The following is a 16,517-nucleotide window of genomic DNA, read 5'->3' as shown; positions in this document are numbered from 1 at the left end:
TGCAGGGCACGAGCAGAGGCCCCCGGGGGATGGTCTCGGGGACATGTTCACGGGGACATCCTTCGGCGAGACGGAGGCGCGGGCTCAGACGGTGCCCCATTCTCGGAGGATGGCCTGCGGGACATGTCCGTATAAAAATGGATTGCGAGGCGGGGTGCCGATTCAGAGCATGTTTCATGCGACTTGAGGCGTGCCGGCGCCGCAGAGTTTGAACCGTTCGATCGCGTCGGCTGGGGGACGGTCCGGGCCCCCGAGGAGCTGTCAACCTCCGCCGCTCGGCCCGCAACTCCGGCGTCTGATGCCGGGAGAGTCTCGCGCTCGGGTGCGCTCACTTTCATTCGGGTTCTTGTCCTCGCCGAACGGCACCATGGCCTTCGGGAAGAGGACGTCGCTGCGCCATGGAACGCAGGATCATCGATGTGGCGCAACAGCGAGCGCCATCGCTGCTGCCTCTTCGCAGTGGAACATCTCAGGTATCTGCGCCTCCTGCGGAACCCCCGAGGGGCGAACAGAGGGGAATCAGTACTCTCTTAGCTCACGCGTTCCACCGTTCATCCCTGTCTGCCGTCTGTCGGCTCGCTGAGATAGACTGCATTCATGGAGATGTGTCAGACCATGCATCGTCGCCTTCCATCGGTGTCCTGTATCGCTCTTCTCATGTGTCTCGCCTCTGCGCAGGCCCACGCCCGCGGGCCAGACTTCGACCGCGACGGATTCGACGATCTCGCGATCGGCGCGTCATTCGAAGATATCGGCGCTACTCTGTGGCAAGCCGGCCTCGTGAACGTACTCTACGGCAGCTCGATGGGGCTCGACGATCCGAGCAACCGCATGACATCCATCTGGCAAGATCAGACGGGCGTCGAGGACGCCTCTGAGGCCGGAGATATCTTCGGCAACGCCCTCGCGTGGGGCGATTTCAACGGCGATTGCTTTGATGATCTAATCGTCGCCGCGCGCGGACAGGACGTGAATTCGGAAGTGCTGGCGGGCGCGCTCCATGTCTTCTACGGCTCGCTTGCCGGGCTCGCTACCAACAACGATCACGTGTTGACGCATGCCAGCAGCGGTATCCCTGGAGATCCCGGAGACGGCACGCTCGGCGAAACTCTCGTAGCCGGGGACTTCAACGGCGACGGCTACGATGACGTCGCCGTCAGCTCCAGCTGGCAAAACACTCAGGCCTTGATCATCTACGGGGGTAGCGGCGGCCTCAGCGGCTTGAACGGGCCGGGCGCGCACACGTTCCCCGCGTTTTATGCGGCGAACTCCGACTCCTGGGCTACCGGGGACTTCGATTGCGACGGATACGAGGATCTGGCTCTCGGCGAACCCGACTTCACGCCCGACGTCCTGACGGTTGCCGCCGGCCGCGTCGACATTCTCTATGGGACCAGCGGAGGCTTGTCATCCTCGGGGACGGAGTACTTCCTCGACCCCGCTGGCCCCACGCAGACCCACTTGTTCGGTGCGGCGCTGGCCGCGGGTAATTTCAACAACGATAGCTCCGGGGGGCACGCCTGCCAGGACTTGGCTGTCGGGATCCCCGGTGCCAATGACGGCGAGGGTGCGGTGGTCGTGCTCTACGGCACGTCCGCCAGTGGGTTGCAAACGGCCTCTCCGGCCATGCAGTACATCACTCAGGATTGGGGAACCGTTCAGGGGACCCCCGAGGCCGGCGATCATTTCGGTGCGACACTGGCCGTCCTTCGCGCCGACCGCGACGCCTACCCCGACCTCGTCATCAGCGCTGTGGGCGAAAACACCGGAGAGGGCGTCGTGCATGTGATCCGCGGCTCCTCCTCCGGGTTGACCGATACGGACAACCAGCTGTGGAGTCAGAGCACCGCGAATGTCCCCGACAGCCCCGAACCCGGTGACAGGTTCGGGTTGGTGCTGGCATGCGGCGACTTCGATGGTGAAGGCGCCGAGGACCTCGCCCTCACCGTTACCGACGAGCTCACCATCTCCGGCGGTACCGCGAGCACCGTCAACGTGCTGTATCTCAGCAGCAGTTCGGGTCCTCCCACGATTCTGGCCGGCGAGGAATGGGAGCAGGCCGACATCGATGTCCAGGTCAATGAGCCCGACGAGCACTTCGGCTGGTCGATGGCCCCTCCCCGCCCGATCGGCCGCAAGTCGCCCGAGCAGTGCCTCATGTAGGCGAGGCTCCTGGCTCCTGGGCATGCTTTCGCAAGCATCCTGCTGCGGAGTGAAAGCGCGGCCTCGGACGTGTGACCGAGGCTTGCGAGTTCGAGCTCGGGGACCTGTCCGGATGGCCGTCCTGTAGCGAGGCGGACGCGAGGAGGGCCCGGCTCGTCGCGGCTCGTGTGAACCGGCCGGGTCGGCTCCCGGGCGCGCCGCGAGCGTGCCCGCGGCGCGCGTGGGTCGGTCAGCGGCGCGGGCCGAGGCTCGTGCGGACCAGCATCTGCGAGAAACTCTCGAGGAACTCCTGCTTGGAAATATTGTTGTCGCGGCTGGTGTCGCTCGAGCGCAGGAACTCGTGGATCTCCGCGTCGGCGTAGCCCATCGCGCGGAACTTCGCCTCGACCTCGGCGCGGTCGAGCTGGCCGTCGTTGTTGGCGTCGATCTCCTCGAACACCTGGGCCATCGAGTCGCGGAACATCGCCCGCGAGATGGCGCGCCGGAACTCGCGCTCGAGCATGTCGAGGAAGGTGTCGTCGCCGAAGTCGGTCAGCCACGGGTTCATCACGGTCGAGCGCAGGACCGTGATCGCGTGGCCCGGGCCCTCGACGCCGAGGCGGCGCTTGTAGCTGTCCATGAACTGCGCGCCGTAGTGGGCGTCCTCGAAGTCGGTGGTGGTGACGAGCAGCGGGTGGCCGGACGGGTCCTCGCCGGGGCGCAGGCTCAGGACCTCGTAGACGGCCTTGTTGAGGCGGTTCGCCTGGGCCAGGCTGGTGTTCATGCGGCCGTCCGGGCGCTTGAAGTTGAAGGCGTAGGTGAGGATGTTGAGGTCGGGCCCGAGCTCGGCGAACAGGGCCATCGCCTCCTCGTCGGCGAGCAGCGCGTCGGGGTCGCGGCCGTCGATCCGGTGGCGGATGAACTCGAGCTGCGAGGCGCCGTCGCCGCCGTCGATCTCGGCCGGCAGGCGCGGCACGGGGACGACGACGAAGTTGTCCTCGGGACGGGCCATGCACAGCAGGCGGGCGTAGACCCGCCGGCAGTTGAACAGGGCCTTGCGGTGGATGCTGCCGTAGCCGCTGCGGCTCGGGCGGATGACCTTGTGGGCCAGGAACACCGCGGCGACCGCGGCCCCGGGCTTCGAACCCTCGACGCCGTAGATGCCGACCGACGGCTCGTCCTGGGCGTGCAGGATGTAGGGCGCCTTGAAGGTGAGGAGGTCGCGCATCGCTGCGTTGCGGTAGCAGAGGGCGCCGGCGGGGTAGGGGATGTAGCCCGATTTGTGCGGGTCGACGGTGACGGAGTCGGCCAGGTGCAGCACTGCGTACTGCGTCGCGGTGTAGCGGCTGAAGTCGACCTCGGCGCGCGGCGAGGTCGGCTCGGGCCGCTTGCCGGGGAAGCTCTCGTCGTCCTCGCGGAGGATGCTGACGTGGTACCCGCCCCACGCGGCGTCGGCGTGGACGGTGAACTCGAGGCCCTCGTCGCGCAGGCGGTCGCGCAGCTCGAGGATGTCCCGCAGCGGATCGACGGCGCTCTCCTCGGTGCTGCCGATCACGCCGACCACGGTGTAGACCGGCCGGCGCTCGGCCAGGCAGCTCCGCAAGATCCGCTCGAGATCGGGGATGCTCATGCGCGCGTTCTCGTCGAGCGGGACGTCGAGCACGTTGGCGGCGCCGAGGCCGAGGATCGCGGCCGCCTTGGGAACGAGTAGTGCTTGGTGGCCGGGACCAGGACCACCGGCGGGCTGCGCAGCTCGCCGAGGTAGCGGCTGAAGAAGGTGTGCATGCCGAGGCTCTGCGGCGCGACCTTGACCAGCGCGGCGTCGATGACCGCGGACGAGATCCCGTACTCCGCGGTGAGGCGGGCCGGCAGGGCCAGGATGTCGTCGCCCTGCAGGTTGCACAGCGACCAGGCGTCGAGCTCGCGCAGCAGGACCATGTCGCCGTTCCGGGTGGGCACGCGCAGGTCGCTCGCGGCGGCCAGAGTCGGGTCTTCTTTCAAGGCCGCCTGCATGGCGACCGGGTAGAGCTTGAGGTTGCGCGCCGACCACAGCGCCTCGATGTTGGCGACGGTGCCGCCGCTGGTGATGTGGCCCCACGGGCGCACCGCGCCGGCCTGGCACGCGGCCTTGTCGGGCAGCGGGAAGCCGATCATGCGGCACAGGTCGTCGCCGACCAGCAGCTCGAGGATCGTGGTCGCGGTCGAGCCCTCGAAGGCGACGTTGTTGGGGTTGTAGAGCATCGCCGCGAAGTAGCCGAGCACGGCCGGCATCGCGGTGTCCCAGTTCATGTGCCCCTGATAGCGGGTGCTGAAGAACGGCATCGACTTCTTCAGGAAGCCGAGCAGCGAGCGGTAGCTGTCGGTCAGCGTGCCCATCGCCTGCACGTATTCGGGCTGGCGCTTGACCGCCTCGGTGACGAGGGTCGGATCGCCGGGGTGGAAGTTGCGGCGCCAGAACGCCTGATCGCGGATCGCCTCGACGATCAGCCGCTCGAACTCCTCGGCGTTCTCCGCCTTGGAGCCCAGGAACCACGCCTCGGGCGACGAGGTGCCCGGGCCGTCGAGGTAGGGGATCTCCACGTGCTGAAGGAACTGTTCGACGGCGCCCGCGGAGACCTGGGGTCCCCGCTTTCGATTGGGTCGTTGAGTCATTGCATCGCTCTCCTGGCAGGACCGAAAATGAGGTGGGCGGAGCTTCGCACAGTCCTCGCGGGCAAGGGTGCGCGCGCGCGAGCGGAGGGCTTCAGGGGCGACGTTTTTGCGGTCGTCGCACGGGCGCGATTTCGCGGCGCTCGTCGTGGTGTATCCTGGGCGGGCGCTCGACGCGGATGCGCCGTCGCCGAGCGCCGAGGAGCCATGGCAAACGACGAGCGGACCCGCGGTTTCAACGGCCTTCACCTCGGCGACACGGTGCGCGCGCTGATGCCGTTCTTCGTGATCGCCGGGCTCGGGCAGATGTTTCTGTTCAGCGAGAATTACCGGCTGGACGCGCTCGGGTGGGTTTATTTCGTGATCGTGACGCTGGCGCTGGGCGTCAGCGGGGCGCGGATGGTCCGCCTCGAGGCGCTGCGCCCCGGCGACCCGGGGCTCCTCGTCACGCGCACGCGCGAGGTCGGGCCGGTGGGCGAGCTGATGATCGCCGGCTTCGGCGCGTTCCTGCTGTGGATGGGTCTGTTCGCGGTGATCCTCACCGGTTCGACCGAGATCTGGGGCGGCGTGCCGAGCGACAAGTCGATCAGCCTGCCCGAGGTGGTGGTGGCGACGGTGATGATCGGGCTGCCGGGCTTCTTCATGGTGTACTGGCGGCCGATGTTCGTCGTCGACCTGAACGCGAAGACGATCCGCCGCTACCCGTTCGGGCGCGCGCTGGGGCGGGCGCGCAGCTTCGCGGGCTCGGAGCTGCGGATCTTCTCCGAGGGTTACTGGATCACGAACACCCGCCACCGGCTCGGCGACATGATCCGCGGGAAGGTCGGCAAGTACACGTTCGAGCTCGAGCTCATCCACGGCAACCTCGGCGAGCCATACGTGGCCGAGCGCGTGGCGTGGTGGGCCCGTGCCCTCGACGCGCGGGTCGCGACCGAGGCCGAGTGCGCGTGAGGGCGAGGCGCGTCACTGGCTCAGCCGGAGGGTGACGGGGAAGCCCCAGAGCGCGCCGAGCAGGGGGTCGAGGTCGGGAGCGCCGACCGCCTCGACGCCCGGCCAGGTGGCGAGCTCTCGTCGCAGAGCGCCGAGCGGGTCGTCCTCGCTGCCGAACGGCGGCTGATTCCACATCGTCGCCACCTCGACGAGCACGCGCTTGCCCCGGCCGCGCGATGCGGCCGGCTTCGGGTCCGAGACCACGAGGTTGCCCCCCACGAGGAGGTCGTCGTCGGAGAAACCCGCACGCGCCAGGTGCTCGGCGAGGTGCCACGTCTGCTCGAGGCGTTCGACGGCGCGGCGAAACTCGTCGACCGTGGTCACGGCTTTCTTCACCCGCGAAACATACCATTCACGATCACGCGAGGGGCCGCCGCGAGGGGGCCTCGCGGCGAGCCCCGGTGAGCGCTCACTCGGGCCAGCACAGGCCGCTGGTGGGGACCACGCCGCCGATGCAGGTGCAGTCGTCACCGACGCACTCGAGGTCGCCGTTGCGGCAGGCGCACTTCTGGCCGCTGCCGCAGTTCGACGGCTGGCCGAGCTTGGCGGCGCAGTCGGCCTCGCTGTCGCAGCAGACCGGGCCGACGCAGGTGCCGGGGCCGTCGCCGGAGCCGACGCAGACGAGGTCGGCCGAGCAGATGTCGGTGCCCGAGCACTCCCAGCTGCCGACGGCGTCGTCGCAGCTGCAGTCGTCGCCGAACGCACCCTCACCGGGCGTGCCGCCGGTGTCCGTGCCGCCGTCGGTCGGATCTCCGCCCGGAGGGTTGTTGCTGACGCAGGCGTCGAGCTCGTCCTCGCCGGCGGTGCAGGGCAGGGCCTCGATGCAGACCAGCGCGGCCTCGCTGAGCGAGCCGCCGCACAGGCCGGCGCACACCATCGGGATGTCGCCCGAGGGGACCATGCACATGGTCGCGCGCGTGGTGCAGCGCGACTCGCAGTCGGCCTGCGGGACGGTGCCGTCGCTGCCGCCGTCGCTGCCGCCGTTGCTGTTGCTGTTGCTGCCGCCGTTGGTCGGATTGGTGGTGGTGGCGTCGGTGGTCGCGCTGTCGCCTTCGTCGCCGCCGCAGGCGGGGGTCGAAGCCGCGGCCACGAGGGCAAAGAGGCCGAAAGATAGGGTAGTGATGCGTGAAATCAGGGGAGTCGCCATGCGCGCGGAGACTAAGTGTGGAATCCGTGGAAAATCCATGATGGATCGCACGTGGAAAATCGATGAGAGCGTGTCCGAAAGGCCTTCGCGGTAATTCTCGATTGGGGCGCTCGCGCGGCGATTCGTGGCCTGTCGGCGAAATGCAGCGAACGGGCCGAATCGATGGATGCGCGCGCGAATGACCGGCGTCCGGCGGCGGTCCGAGGCGTCGCGCGCGACAGCGAGCCGCTGCGGCGGGCTCGGTCAGGCTCGCTCCCTGGAACGTCTGGCCATGGACGGGCGCCCCCGACCTGACGCTCGCGGGGAGGGCTATGATGCCGTTCGTGATCCAGGAAACCACCTGCGACGGCTTCATCGCTCTGCTTCGAAATAGGAGCAGGGGCGCGAGGCGACCGCTGTTCTTTGGCCAGTGGTTCTCCGCCACTCACGTCGTCGTGGTCGAGGATGGAGTCTGGCGAATCCGCCGGGCCGTGTTCGAGCGCGCCAGGGCCGACGCCAACTACGCCGCGTGCGGCATGTACATGCCGGAGCCCGGCGAGTTCGAGTACAGGCCGGGGCCCGAGGTCGTGCTCGAGGCGGCTTCGATGGACGAGCTCATCGCCGCGGTGAAGTCCGTTCCCTGGCCGCTGCCCTGATCTTCGTGGCGGACGGGGCGCGTCAGGGGGCGCTCAGGTCCTTCTCGTACTCGAACTGGGCCGGGCCGGGGCGGAAGCCCAACTTCAGGTTGAGTTCGTACATGGGGTTGTTCTCTTCGTTGCGGGTCACGATTCGCTCGGCGCCGTGGCGGCGGGCGAAGTCGATGGCGTGGACCTTCAGCGCGGTGGCGATACCCAGACGGCGATAACTGCGGACCACGCCGGTCAGGGCGGTCTCCAACAATCGGGGGTCGCTGGGAAAGGCGTTCATCCACGTCAGGCCGACGTAGTCGTCGCCCGCGAGGGCGAACCAGCAGCCCTCCGGCAAGAATCCGGGCGATGACATGTGTTGCGAGAAGTCCTCGAACGACGGGGGATTGGTCGGCTCGGGGGCGGGGACATCTTGTGCCAGCAGCACGTTCAGCGCCCACCAATTGCGCTGCCAGTCGGGATCCCTGGCCTGGAGCGCGGGCAGATCGCAGAGATCGATCCCTGCCGCCTGCACCTTCGCCAGCGCGCGAGCGAAGGGCGTGGGATCGAAGGCCTGGACTGCCAGCCACGATTCGGGGTGGCGCATGGTCTGGCGGAATTCGTGGCGGCGCAGGAAATGGAGGGCGCCGTGCTGATCCTCGCGGGTCTCGGTGATCAACTTGCGGGGCCGATGCGGCGCCAGGAGGTCGAGCAGCGCCGCATACAGGGCGCCGCCGATCCCGCGCCGCCGCCAGTTCGGGTGGACATCGATCCAGACGCCATAGGTCCCCGGGCGCTCGACCCAATAGGCCTGATAGCAGCTGCCGAAGCCCACGACTTGCCCGTCGACCTCCGCGACCAACTGTCGCCTGAAACAGTTGCGGTCCCAGGCCGCATCCATGGCCCGGAATTCGGCGATCGTGCGGCGATACTCGGGCCAGACGAGCCACTTGATGGCGAGCACCGCCTGGCAATCTCGTTCGCTAGCATCGAAGGGGCGGATGTTCACGGCTGGACGTCCTCGTCCAGAATAGCGAGGAGGAGACGAGGTTCGGATCGCAGGATCGGGCGCGTGGAGGTGCACACCGGCGCGTGATGAACTGCACGAAGGCGAGCCAGCCTCAGGCAGACATCCGCGCCGGAACTGCCGGGTCGTGCCATGGGCACGCCGCTGTCAGACGCCGTCGCCCGCACAGTCCGTGAAGAGGCAGGCCAGTTCCAAGGCGCACTGGGTCAGGTACCCCGCGCCGGCGATGGCGGCAGCCGGGTACCAGAGGGCGCCGAAGCTCAGGACGAACGCCGTGCTGCATCTTTGCATGGCGTCCTTGGAGTCGGCGTCGATCCAGGGGCGCGGCGAAGGCCTCGCAAGCCTGAGGTGCTGGCCGCCCCCGAACGCGTGCGCAGCCAGGTCGCCGGCCGAACGGTCCGCCGCGGAGCCGAGCACGTCATGGTCTGCCCCGTACGGCCCTCGGCCGTCTCCGCCGGACAAGTTCGCCGCGACCATCGGCGCCGCGGTGAGTGAGATGAGCAGGGACGTGAGGATTGCGTCACGAGACATGCCCCCTCCATGTCTCGTCCGAGCGATCGCTCGCCGCGCCGCGAGCGAAAGGCAGCCACAGGCGTACCGTGCCCTGCAGGTGGTGAGCGCCCGCGCGCGGGCGGGGGCCGCGACCGGGCACAGCGGGCGGACGACGCTGCGATACGGCGGAGCCGGCCGGCCTGTCGTCCGACTGCTTCGAGCCGGGGCGGTGCCGAGATTCACGCTTGCGAATCGGAGGGGCGGGCCGCTAGCGAGAACAGTCGATAAAGTCCGAGCGCCGGGTCGTCGCTCCTGCTGGGCGGTGTCGAGATTCACGTCTTGAATCGGAGGAGGGTGGCTTCGCGCGCAATCGATACAGTCCGTCCGCCGAACCTTCGTTGCTTCCGGGAGGTGTCGAGATGCACTCGTGAATCGGAGGACCCGAGTTCGCGCGCGATCGATACAGTCAGAGCGTCTCGCCGGTGGTGTCGATCTTTTTTCACGCTGCGAATCAGAGGAGAGGCGGCAGCTTGCGAGCCGGACGACGGCCGGGCCACTGGCACGACGCCGCGTCGTCGCGCGAGGGTTCGGGCCGTCGCTCCGCGCCGGGGGCTGCAGTCGAGTCTGCTCGCGGGGTGGCGCGGCCCGGGCAGGCTGCGCCCGCGGCCGCTTGCGGGCGTAAATGGCGCGCCGTTACAATCGCGTCGGTGCTCGCGCCGGGCCTCGTGATGCCGCTGCTGCTGGGGTCCGCCCCGGCCGTGGCGTGGGAGGCCCCGCCGGAGTGTCCGACGGCCGCGGAGGTGCGCGCGCGGCTGCAGGCGACCGTCGCCGACGTGCCGCGGGCGGCGGTGAGCGAGTTTCGGGCGCGGGTCACCCGGGTCGACGCGCAGACGTGGCGGATGACGACCGCGACGCGCGGCGAGTTCGGGACGACCGAGCGGCCTGCGGTCGACGCCGGTCGCTGCGCCGAGCTGGCCGACGACTTCATCCACTACGCCGACACGGTGTGGCGCACGTGGGCCCTCGAGGAGCCGCCGGCGCGCCGCCTCGGCGTGCACGTGCGCGTGGCCGGGCAGGTCGGGCTCGGGCTGCTGCCGCGCGGGGGCTTCGGCGGCGGGCAGGTGGTGCTCGGGCTGGTGTGGAGGCGGGCCCGCCTCGAGGTCGGGCTCGCGGCCGACGGGGTCGAGGGCCTGCAGCTGCGCCCGGCGAACCCGGCGTTCCGCTCCGACTGGGCCCGCGGGACGCTGCTGGTGCGCGGCTGCGGGGTGGTGGCGACCCGCCGCGTCGACGTGCTGCTGTGCGGCGGGGTCGAGGGCGGGGTGATGGCGAGCCGGGGCGGGGCAGCGTGGATCCGCGCGTTCCCGAGCTTCAACGTCCACGCGGCCCCGGGGCTGGTGTGGTGGTTCCATCGCCGGGTGGGCCTGTGGCTCGGGGCCAGCGGCGGGCCCTTCCTGCCGCCGCTGGAGCCGCGTGGGGCCGGCGGGAGCTACGGGATCGCCCGGTTTTTCTTCGCCGGCGGGCTCGGTCTCGAATTTCGTGCAAGCCCATGACGGAACGCCCCGCATCCGGGCAGCCCATGAGCCGACGTATGACCCGCGACCCGAAGTTCGCCGCCATCTACTCCGAGCACGCCGCGCACGTGTGGCGGCTCGCGCGTCACTTCGGGGTCCCGCCCGAGCAGCTTCACGACGTGGCCCAGGAGGTGTGGGTCTCGGTGTTCCGCCAGCTGGAGAGCCTGGACCTGTCGCGCCCGCTGAAGCCGTGGCTGACCGCGGTGGTGTGGAACCACGTCCGCCACCTGCGCCGCGGCTACGCCCGCCACATGCGCAAGGCGCAGGCGCTGACCGACGCGGAGGCGGTGCGCGGCGGCGGCGAGGAGCCGATGTCGCGCAGCGAGGCGGTGTGGACGCTGGAGATGCTGCTGAGCGAGCTGCCGGCGGACCAGCGCGAGGTACTGCTGCTGTGCGACGGGGAGGGGCTGTCGGCGCCGGAGGTGTCGGAGGCGCTGGGGGCCCCGTTGAACACTGTCTATTCGCGGCTCCGCCTGGCACGTCGCCGCTGTCAGGCGTTCGCGGCGACGCTCGGGGCGGCCGGCTGGGCGCTGCTGATCCAGCGCCATTGCGTGGAGCAGGGGCCGTCGCCCGGCGAGCTGGAGGGGCTGAGCACGGCGCTGGGGAGCCCGATGGCGAGCGTGCCGGCTGCCGTGGGCGCAGCGACGGGGCCGCGGAGCTGGCTGGGGGCGGCGGCGCTGGTGGCGAGCGTGGTGGCCGCGGGGGCGCTGGCGGCCGGGTTGTGGCAGATGCACGATTCGCGCGAGGCGGCGGCCGAGCCCGCTGCCGGGGTCGAGGCTGCGCCGCCGGAGGAGATGTTTATACGAGGCGCGATTGACGAGGTGCCGAGCGGCGCGGCGGTCGGGGCGGCTTCGGGGGATGCGAGAGTGGTTCCGGAGGCCGGGGCGGCTTCGGGCGATGCGGGAGTGGTTCCGCAGGCTGTGGGCGAGGCCGGTGCGGTGATCGAGGAGGTCGCGCCTGCGGTCGTGCCCGCTCCGGCGCCGCGTCGCGCAGCTCGGCGGTCGGCGCCCGCGCCCGTGAGTCCGGCTCCGCCGGTCGAGGAGGTGGCCGCGTCGCGGCGCAACAGCCTGGCCGCGGAGCACCGGATCCTCGACGAGGCCAAGGCCGCGCTGGCTGCCGGCAACACGAGCCTGGCGCTGTCGCTGCTCGACGAGCACCGCCGCGACTTCCCGCGCAGCCCCAGCGCCGACATCCGCGATCTGATGCGCGTGCGGATCCACTGCGGCAAGGGCAACGCGGCCGCGGCGAAGGCGGTGGCCGAGCAGTACCCGGGCGACCCACAATTCTCGGCGCTGATGCGTCGCTGTGATTGAGGGGAGGGCGCCGTGCGAGGATTCGATATTCATAAAATGGTCGATGGGACATGTATGGGTGGGCATGTCCGATCGGTCACGTCATGGATGATGTCGCTCGGGCCGCTGGTGCTGTCGGCGGCGCTCGCCTGCGGACCGCAGGTCGTGCTCGTCGACAGCGACAGCGCCGCGAGCACGACGGGCTTCACCACGACCACCACGACGAGCTCGTCGGGGACGACATCCGAGGTGGCGACCGGGGACGGGGCGACTGCGCCGACGAGCACGACGGGGGAGCTCGTGTGCGAACCGCCGGTAGGTGAGCCGGGCGCGCTGGCGTCGCTGCTGCACGCGACCGGGCAGGGCAAGCAGACGCTGCAGGCGGTGAAGTTCGACGGGGCGGGCAACACGTACGCGGGGGGCAACTTCACCCGCGAGCTGAAGGTCGGCGGGGCGATGACGACGGTGATGGGCGATCTGGCCGCGCCGTTCGTCGCCAAGTTCGACTGCGCCGGCGAGCTGCTGTGGCTCTCGGTGGGAGAGCCGGAGGCAAATGCGACCGGGACCGCGGGGGCTCTGGCGGTCGCCGACGAGGAGGTGTTCATCGGCGGCTCGATCGCCGGGACGCTGGGGTTCCCGTCGGGGACGATCGAGGGCGGTCCCGGAGGAGCCTTCGTCGCCCGCTTCGAGGCGGCCACCGGAGCGCTGCTCGCGGGCCGCGTCCTCGGCGAGGGCGCCACCGCGGTGCATGCGCTCGCGCTCGCGGACGGCTCGATCCACGCCGCGGGCTCCTGCGCCGACCCCGACGTGCCGGAGACGTTCGGCATCCTCCACGCGCAGCTCGACCTCGAACTCGGACCCGTGGCGCCGCGGTGCCTCTACAGCCCCGCGTTGCCGCCCTCGATGGACCAGGCCCGAGTGGCGACCTCGGCCCGCGCGGTGGCGGTCGCGGCGGACGGAGATGTGATCCTGGCCGGCCAGATCACCGGGCCGCTCGACGACGGCACGGTGCCGGTGGTCAGCGGCGACGCCGACGGCTTCGTCGCGCGCCTGCAATTGCCGCTCGCCGCGGGGCCGATGCTGTTCGACGGTGGATGGATCACCACGCTCGGCGACACCGAGCGCCGCGATCGCGTCAACGGGATGGCGCTGGCGGACAACGGCGACGTGATCGCGGTCGGCCTCGGCCATGGAAAATTCTTCCCGCAGAACCCACCCGGGTGCGAGAGCACGTCGGGCGATCTCTACACCGCCTTCGTCACTCGCCTCGCGGCCGGCGACGGGGCCTGCGTCGCCCACCAGATGCTCGAGTCAGATGCGTTGCAGGCCACCGAGGCGCACGGGGTCGCGACGCGCGGGCAGGACATTTACGTGCTCGGGCAGTTTGGCCGGTCCCTGGGAATCGCAGGAGAGCCCGTCGTCCCGAGCGGAGCGGCGGAAGCGGGCGTCCGCATGTTCTTGCTCGGCCTCGGCGAGGGCTGGGAGGTCAAGACCAGCTACATCAGCGAGCAGGTGGACAGCGATATCCCGTGCATCAGCGACGATGAGCCGCGGGCGCTCGGCTACGACCTCGCGGCGGGCCCGGACGTGGTAATGGCGGTGGCGGACGCGTGCGGCGGCGGCGTGGAGCTCGACGGGACGCCGATCGAGGACAGTGACGCTTTCCTCGCCGGCTTCGTGCCGGCGCAGTAGCGAGGGCAGGAGGCGGCGGACGGCGCGAGACCGTCCGCGATCGAAAATCACGCCGACCGGAGCGAAAGCCCCGCCCTCCCGGCGAACGGCGCGGTCCTCTAAAAGATGAGGAGGCTTCGGCGTGGAGAGCAGATGCATCCCATTTTAAAAAAGGCATTCCTCGCGGTGACATTCGGGGGTGCGTGCACCCCTTCGACCCGCGTCGCGGTCCCCCCGGGGCACGACGGCCCCGGGCACGGGAGGCATCACGGGCCCGGGGCGCATCACGGCTTCACGAATGCGGACACCTGGGCCGAGGTGTTCGACGCTCCCGACCGCGAGGCCTGGCAGCGTCCGGAGGAGGTGTTGCGGGCGCTGGCGCTGGAACCGACGATGCGCGTCGCCGATGTCGGCGCGGGCACCGGCTACTTCGCGGTGCGCCTGGCGCGGGCGGTGCCTGCGGGCGAGGTCATCGCCACGGACATCGAACCGGACATGGTGCGCTACCTGAACGAGCGCGCTCGTCGGGAGAAGCTGGCCAACCTGCGCTCGGTTCAGTCGACAGGGACCGGTTCCGGTCTCGCAGCCGCCAGCGTCGACCGGATCTTGGTGGTGCACGTATGGCACCACCTCGACGATCGCGAACGTCACGCGCGCGAGCTCGCCGCGGCGCTCCGGCCCGGCGGGAAATTGATGATCGTGGACTTCAGCATGGCGGGGCACCGCGGCCCGCCGGCGCACATGCGTGTGCCACCCGAGGTCGTGGTCGCGGAGCTGGCGAGCGCCGGCCTCAGCGCGAGAGTCTTGCCCGTGGCGCTCCCGGACCAGTACATCGTGGAGGGGCGCCGCGAGCCGTGAGCGATGGGAGCGCGCTCGGGAAGGCGGCGTCCGCCGAGACGGGCGCGGATGGGGCGATTCGCGCTGCCGCGAGCACGGCCTCGGCCCTCGGCCCTCGGAGCCGGGGCGACCGCGCGCGCGAGGGTCTTTTTTAAAAAATTCGCAGGGGTGGTGACGGGCGTGACGGATCGGCGGTGAGCCGGGAAGACCGGGTGAGAGGTGACCGAGTCACCCCAAGGAGCCCGCACCATGCACGCCTCGAACCGTTCCACGCGGCCCGCCCGCGGTTCTGCCCTCTTCGCCCTGTTCGCGCTGCCCTGCTTCGGCGCAGTCGCCTGCGGTGATTCGCCCGCGGAGGGCGTCGACCTCGCGGACGACCTCGACGTCGCCGCCGAGCCCGGTGCTCCGCGCGGCATGTCGCCCGGCCTCGAGGGCCTGACGTATCCCAGCTCGCCCTCGGCCGGCAGCATTCAGGCCCCGCTGCCGCAGGCGTACTGTGCCATCGACGTCGAGGGGGCCTCGCGCGCGACCGAGACCGATTACATCCCGCACGTCATCGCCTGCGAGAACGGCGGCGCCGATTTCGAGGCGCTCAAGGCCCAGGCGATCGCTGCGCGCTCGGTCGCCTACTACGGCATGGCCAATGACGGCACGATCTGCGACGGCCAGGGCTGCCAGGTCTATTCGTGTGGGATCGCCCCGCAGGCGATCCACTACGAGGCCGCCGCCGCGACCAGCGGCCAGTACCTCGCATACAATGGCTGGCTGACCTACGGCTTCTACGTCGCCGGCGACCCGAACCTGCCGCAGACGAGCTGCATCGACACCGCCAACGGCTCCGTCGCCGCGACCGAGAAGTACGTCACCTTCAACGACGGCAAGACGGGCCACGCAGTCGCGCAGACCAAGCTCGGCTACGTGTTCGACGTCGGGGCGCCGGGCTACGGGCAGAACCGCGGCTGCATGTCGCAGTGGGGCGCGCGCTGCCTCGAGAACAAGGGCCGCGACAGTTCGGGGATCCTCCGCTTCTACTACGGTGCAGACATCCAGATCTTGCAAGCCCAGGGGGCCTGCGTGGTGCCGCCGGAGCCGCCCGAGCCGCCGAAGCCGCCGCTGCGGCGGGCGAGCCAGTCGAGCCACCGCGACTACGACGGGGACGGGGCGGACGACATCTTCTGGTACCAGGCGGGCGAAGGCGCCGATCCGCTGTGGCTCGGCAAGGAGGTCGGCGGCTTTACGCAGACGTTCGCGCCGAACGTGCAATCGCTGTACTTCACGGTGGCGGGCGACTTCGACGGCGACGGCCGCGGCGACGTGTTTTTCTATGCGCCGGGTGAACTGCCGGAGGCGATCTGGAACGGCACGGCCAATGGCGGGTTCACCAAGTCGACGCCGAAGACCAGCGGCGGCGCGGTGTTCAACGTCGGCGGCATGCACTACCAGCCGATCGCCGGCGACTTCAACGGCGACGGTTTTGATGATGTGCTGTGGTACGCACCGAGCGAGGCCGACGACTTCGTCTGGTACGGGCTCGGCGGCAACAAGTTCAATAATGTGGCGATCACGGTCGACGGCAACTACCTGCCGGTGGCGGGTGACTTCGACGGCGACGGGCGCACCGACATCCTGTGGTACGGCGGCGGCGACGCGCCGGAGCCGGTGTGGTACGGGCGGCCGAGCACGAACGTCCCGTTCGACAAGCTGACGACCAACAACGTGGCCGGGCTGTACCTGCCGTTCGCCGGCGACTTCAACGGCGACGGGCGCGACGACATTTTTTGGTACGCGCCGGGCGAGGCCTCCGATTTCCTGTGGAACGGCACCGCGGCGCGCGGCTTCGGCAACAGCACGCCGAAGAAGCCCGACGGCACTGCGTGGAACGTGATCGGCGGGTTCGAGGCGGTGCCGGGCGACTTCGACGGCGACGGCGACACGGACATCGTGTGGTACGGCCCCGGCGGCGACAACGACAGCGTGTGGTACGCGACCGGCGGCAACCGCTTCGAGTCCGGTCTCCTCAATGTCTCGGGCAACTACGCCCCGGTGTGATGGCGGACCGAACAAACGAATTTGAATGATGGCAGCGCCGCGGCG

14 protein-coding genes are annotated in these 16,517 nt (G+C 69.9%); 8 read left to right on the top strand and 6 right to left on the bottom strand.

From position 1 onward, the window contains the following. Window positions 1-597: 597 nt before the first annotated feature. Window positions 598-2,163, top strand: a complete 1,566-nt coding sequence (locus OV090_RS45360) for an FG-GAP and VCBS repeat-containing protein (protein WP_267711224.1) — start codon at window positions 598-600, stop codon at window positions 2,161-2,163. A gap of 229 nt (window positions 2,164-2,392) precedes the next feature. On the opposite strand, the gene OV090_RS45355 is transcribed toward OV090_RS45360, so the two are convergent. Then, window positions 2,393-3,772: an EF-hand domain-containing protein gene (locus OV090_RS45355; RefSeq protein ID WP_346660418.1), complete on the bottom strand. Its 1,380-nt coding sequence runs from the start codon at window positions 3,770-3,772 to the stop codon at window positions 2,393-2,395. After that, complete coding sequence (locus tag OV090_RS51330) at window positions 3,769-4,722, bottom strand: hypothetical protein (protein ID WP_267711221.1); 954 nt, start codon at window positions 4,720-4,722, stop codon at window positions 3,769-3,771. The genes OV090_RS45355 and OV090_RS51330 overlap by 4 nt, the downstream gene beginning before the upstream one ends. 276 nt (window positions 4,723-4,998) lie before the next feature. Here OV090_RS51330 and OV090_RS45345 point away from each other — a divergent pair, with 276 nt between their 5' ends. Then, a complete protein-coding gene (locus OV090_RS45345; RefSeq protein ID WP_267711220.1) occupies window positions 4,999-5,742 on the top strand; it encodes a hypothetical protein in 744 nt (247 codons plus the stop codon). Between the two features lie 12 nt (window positions 5,743-5,754). On the opposite strand, the gene OV090_RS45340 is transcribed toward OV090_RS45345, so the two are convergent. Together OV090_RS45340 and OV090_RS45335 are read right to left on the bottom strand one after the other, a co-directional pair. Further along, the gene (locus OV090_RS45340) at window positions 5,755-6,117 is read right to left on the bottom strand and encodes a hypothetical protein (protein WP_267711219.1); all 363 of its coding nucleotides are present in this window, start codon (window positions 6,115-6,117) and stop codon (window positions 5,755-5,757) included. Between the two features lie 73 nt (window positions 6,118-6,190). After that, a complete protein-coding gene (locus OV090_RS45335) occupies window positions 6,191-6,871 on the bottom strand; it encodes a hypothetical protein (RefSeq protein ID WP_267711218.1) in 681 nt (226 codons plus the stop codon). Window positions 6,872-7,251: 380 nt separating this feature from the next. Here OV090_RS45335 and OV090_RS45330 point away from each other — a divergent pair, with 380 nt between their 5' ends. Then, window positions 7,252-7,563, top strand: coding sequence for a hypothetical protein (locus OV090_RS45330; protein ID WP_267711217.1), 312 nt, complete (start codon window positions 7,252-7,254; stop codon window positions 7,561-7,563). Between the two features lie 22 nt (window positions 7,564-7,585). Here OV090_RS45330 and OV090_RS45325 read toward each other — a convergent pair whose 3' ends face one another. Then, the gene (locus OV090_RS45325) at window positions 7,586-8,542 is read right to left on the bottom strand and encodes a GNAT family N-acetyltransferase (protein WP_267711216.1); all 957 of its coding nucleotides are present in this window, start codon (window positions 8,540-8,542) and stop codon (window positions 7,586-7,588) included. Window positions 8,543-8,707: 165 nt separating this feature from the next. Next, window positions 8,708-9,091 carry a hypothetical protein gene (locus OV090_RS45320; protein ID WP_267711215.1) on the bottom strand — a complete coding sequence of 128 codons (384 nt, stop codon included), beginning with the start codon at window positions 9,089-9,091 and terminating at the stop codon, window positions 8,708-8,710. 668 nt (window positions 9,092-9,759) lie between these two features. Between OV090_RS45320 and OV090_RS45315 the strand changes: the two genes are divergently transcribed. The 5 genes from OV090_RS45315 (at window position 9,760) to OV090_RS45295 (ending at window position 16,472) form a co-directional block, all read left to right on the top strand. Continuing rightward, window positions 9,760-10,602, top strand: a complete 843-nt coding sequence (locus OV090_RS45315; protein WP_267711213.1) for a hypothetical protein — start codon at window positions 9,760-9,762, stop codon at window positions 10,600-10,602. A gap of 26 nt (window positions 10,603-10,628) precedes the next feature. Continuing rightward, window positions 10,629-11,936, top strand: a complete 1,308-nt coding sequence (locus tag OV090_RS45310; protein WP_267711211.1) for a sigma-70 family RNA polymerase sigma factor — start codon at window positions 10,629-10,631, stop codon at window positions 11,934-11,936. An 87-nt stretch (window positions 11,937-12,023) separates the two neighbouring features. After that, window positions 12,024-13,607, top strand: a complete 1,584-nt coding sequence (locus OV090_RS45305) for a hypothetical protein (protein ID WP_267711210.1) — start codon at window positions 12,024-12,026, stop codon at window positions 13,605-13,607. A gap of 297 nt (window positions 13,608-13,904) precedes the next feature. Continuing rightward, window positions 13,905-14,444, top strand: a complete 540-nt coding sequence (locus OV090_RS45300) for a class I SAM-dependent methyltransferase (RefSeq protein WP_267711209.1) — start codon at window positions 13,905-13,907, stop codon at window positions 14,442-14,444. Between the two features lie 228 nt (window positions 14,445-14,672). Beyond that, the gene (locus OV090_RS45295) at window positions 14,673-16,472 is read left to right on the top strand and encodes an FG-GAP-like repeat-containing protein (RefSeq protein ID WP_267711208.1); all 1,800 of its coding nucleotides are present in this window, start codon (window positions 14,673-14,675) and stop codon (window positions 16,470-16,472) included. Window positions 16,473-16,517: the final 45 nt, after the last annotated feature.

The sequence above is a fragment of the Nannocystis sp. RBIL2 genome (genome assembly GCF_026626745.1).
Classification (GTDB): domain Bacteria; phylum Myxococcota_A; class Polyangia; order Nannocystales; family Nannocystaceae; genus Nannocystis.
The sequence above is the reverse complement of the archived record's forward strand: the minus strand, read 5'-3'. Positions and strand labels throughout refer to the sequence as shown.

Excerpts from the sequence above, each read along its gene's own strand:
- OV090_RS45320 (WP_267711215.1), bottom strand. The coding sequence starts at position 9,091 with ATGTCTCGTGACGCAATCCTCACGTCCCTGCTCATCTCACTCACCGCG.
- OV090_RS45355 (WP_346660418.1), bottom strand. The coding sequence starts at position 3,772 with ATGAGCATCCCCGATCTCGAGCGGATCTTGCGGAGCTGCCTGGCCGAG.
- OV090_RS45360 (WP_267711224.1), top strand. The coding sequence starts at position 598 with ATGGAGATGTGTCAGACCATGCATCGTCGCCTTCCATCGGTGTCCTGT.
- OV090_RS45295 (WP_267711208.1), top strand. The coding sequence starts at position 14,673 with ATGCACGCCTCGAACCGTTCCACGCGGCCCGCCCGCGGTTCTGCCCTC.
- OV090_RS45310 (WP_267711211.1), top strand. The coding sequence starts at position 10,629 with ATGAGCCGACGTATGACCCGCGACCCGAAGTTCGCCGCCATCTACTCC.
- OV090_RS45305 (WP_267711210.1), top strand. The coding sequence starts at position 12,024 with ATGATGTCGCTCGGGCCGCTGGTGCTGTCGGCGGCGCTCGCCTGCGGA.
- OV090_RS45345 (WP_267711220.1), top strand. The coding sequence starts at position 4,999 with ATGGCAAACGACGAGCGGACCCGCGGTTTCAACGGCCTTCACCTCGGC.